This is a genomic window from Salinicola sp. (genome assembly GCF_982684285.1).
This window is the reverse complement of record NZ_CEXLVS010000161.1, coordinates 1-2,746: the sequence shown is the minus strand read 5'-3', so window position 1 is coordinate 2,746 and position 2,746 is coordinate 1. Positions and strand designations below refer to the sequence as shown.

Sequence of the window (2,746 nt, the reverse complement as noted above, 5' to 3'; positions counted from 1 at the left end):
GAGCGCGAGGCATGCGCGCGACGCCGATCGCGTGAAAGACGCCGTCACACGCGCGCTCACGCTCGACCTGGGCACGACGATGCTCAAATCCGGGCGGATCGACGATGCCGGTGCGCTGCAGCGGGCGGCGGCCTGGATCGACGACCGCTACGGACGGCTGGATACCCTCGTCATCGGCTCGATCGAACGTCTCGCCGAGCCCGACCGTCGCTGCCCCTGGGCAAGAGCGGCCTTACCCTACCGCTTTGCCACCCTGGGGCCGATCCTCGCCTTCCTGCCACTGCTCGCCCGGGCGCGTGCGGCCAGTATCGTCCGCTTTCCCACCGCCGGTTCGGTCAGTGGCGAGGCGTTGTCCGGCCTGCTGCAGGGTACGGCGATTCGGCTGGAGACCCTGCCATTGCCCACGAGCTTGCCGACGTGCGACCAGGACGCCTTCAGCGGCGAGATCGGCAAAGGCGCTTTCTGCATCGACTGATCGGGCTGCCACGAAATGGCGACCGCCCCGGACCGGGAAGCGGGCTAGGCTCGATAAACACCCACGCTCGATAAACACCCACGCTCGATAAACACCCACTATCCGCGTGTGGCAACGACCTGACGATTATTCGATAGCGATACACAACCGTGACCCGAGGCTCGATATGCAATGGACGATCAACGGCCAGGTTCGGGAGGCCGAGGTGGATTTCCGAACGTCACTGCTCGATCTGCTGCGCGAGCAGTTCCAGCTCAGCGGCACCAAGAAGGGTTGCAACCAGGGCGCTTGCGGCGCCTGTACCGTGCTGGTCGACGGTGAGCGCATCAACGCCTGCCTGGCACTCGCCGTTCAATATCAGGGGCGGGAGATCACCACGGTCGAGGGGCTGGCCGAGCGCGGCACGCTGCATCCGGTGCAGGCGGCGTTCATCGAACACGATGGCTTCCAGTGCGGCTACTGCACGCCGGGCCAGCTCTGTTCGGCGGTGGGCATGGCCGGTGAATTCGAGCGCGGCCTGCCAAGCGCGGTCACCCAGGATCTCGCCGCAGCGGATCTCAAATGGAGCCGTGACGAACTGCGCGAGCGGATGATCGGCAATCTCTGCCGCTGCGGCGCCTACGACGGAATTGCGGATGCGGTTACCGCCACTCTCGGTAGGGAGCTGGGTGAGGAGATAGCGCGATGAGAGCCTTCGATTATCACCAGGTTGCCGACAGCGAACGGGCCATACAACAGGCGGTGCGTCGCCGGCAAGCCAAGTATCTCGGCGGCGTTACCAATCTGGTCGATCTGATGCGCGAGACCGTCGAGCGTCCGCAGACCTTGATCGACGTGACGCGGCTCTCCCGCGATATCAACGAGACCGCCGTCGGCGGCCTGATCATCGGTGCCGCCGCCACCAACGCGGCGCTGTCCGGCGATGCGCGGATCCGCAGCCGCTATCCGCTGCTGTCCCGCGCGATTCTGAGCGGCGCCAGCGTCCAGATCCGCGATCTGCCGATCACGCTGGACAGGCTGCTGTAGCCGATCGACGACGGTTTCGGTTCGCGCCGTTTTTGCGCATGATTGGCGGCACCGTTTTCCGCGCCCGACGATGCCGTCGGCGCACTCTGCCGAGGATCGAAATCGTCATGAAAGGAATCACGTTGGGAATGTCGCTACTGCTGCTGGGCTCGTCGAGTCTGGCGCTGGCGGAGGGCGGTGACGCCGATGTTCGCGGTGTCGTCGATCCGGTCATCGAGTCGCTGATGCGCCAGCAGAGCATTCCCGGCATGGCGGTGGCGGTGGTTCGCCCACAGGGAACGCAGGTACTGAACTACGGCGTCGCCGAGCGTGACGACGGCACACCAGTCGATGGCGACACCCTGTTCGAGATCGGCTCGCTCAGCAAGACGTTCACCGCCACGCTGGCATCACTCGCCGCCGTCGAGGGCAGGCTCGACCTCGAGGCGCCGGTCAGCCGTTATCTGCCGGCGCTCGAGGGCAGCGCGTTCGACGAGATCTCCGGGCGCAACCTGGGCACCCACACCACCGGCGGGCTGCCGCTGTTCGTGCCCGACGAGGTGACGGACCATGACTCGCTGATGGCGTGGTATCGGCAGTGGCAGCCCACCGCGGCGATCGGCGAGGTGCGCACCTACTCCAACCTGGGCATCGGCCTGCTGGGCGTCGAGACCGCCGCCAGTCTCGACGAGCCATTCGTGTCGGCGATGAAGACCCGTGTGCTGGAACCGCTGGGGCTGCAGCACACCTGGTACGACGTCCCCGAGGCGCAGATGGCGCATTACGCCATGGGCGAGAGCAAGGACGGCGAGCCCATTCGCGTGGCGCCCGGCGTGCTCGATGACGAAGCCTACGGCGTCAAGACCACCGCCGGCGACCTGGCCCGGCTGGTGCAGGCCAATCTCGGTCTGCTCGAGGTCGACGACGACCTGCAGCAGGCGATCGACATCACGCGCCAGGGTAATTTCCAGGTCGGCGACATGACTCAGGACCTGATCTGGGAGCAGTACCCGCTGCCGGTCTCGCTGGACACGCTGCTGGCGGGCAACGGCTACGACATGATCCTGAAGCCCAACCCGGCCGAAGCGATCGAGCCACCGCAGGCGCCGCGGGACGACGTCTGGATCAACAAGACCGGCTCCACCAACGGCTTCGGCGGCTACGTGGTCCTGGTGCCCGGCAAGCAGGTCGGGCTGGTGATGCTGGCCAACAGAAACTATCCCAACGATGCGCGCGTCAAGGCGGCCTACGAGATGCTGTCGAAGC

Annotated in this window: 4 protein-coding genes; all 4 read left to right on the top strand. The window is 66.1% G+C overall.

Annotation, left to right across the window (positions count from 1 at the left end):
- On the top strand, window positions 1-475 hold a 475-nt coding region (locus tag AC3AYF_RS13940; RefSeq protein ID WP_487779884.1), incomplete at its 5' end, for a hypothetical protein.
- 166 nt (window positions 476-641) lie between these two features.
- The gene (locus AC3AYF_RS13935) at window positions 642-1,163 is read left to right on the top strand and encodes a 2Fe-2S iron-sulfur cluster-binding protein (RefSeq protein ID WP_487779883.1); all 522 of its coding nucleotides are present in this window, start codon (window positions 642-644) and stop codon (window positions 1,161-1,163) included.
- Window positions 1,160-1,501: an FAD binding domain-containing protein gene (locus tag AC3AYF_RS13930; protein ID WP_487779882.1), complete on the top strand. Its 342-nt coding sequence runs from the start codon at window positions 1,160-1,162 to the stop codon at window positions 1,499-1,501. The genes AC3AYF_RS13935 and AC3AYF_RS13930 overlap by 4 nt, the downstream gene beginning before the upstream one ends.
- A gap of 107 nt (window positions 1,502-1,608) precedes the next feature.
- Window positions 1,609-2,746, top strand: a 1,138-nt coding sequence (gene ampC, locus AC3AYF_RS13925) for a class C beta-lactamase (RefSeq protein WP_487779881.1), incomplete at its 3' end; no start/stop codon positions are given.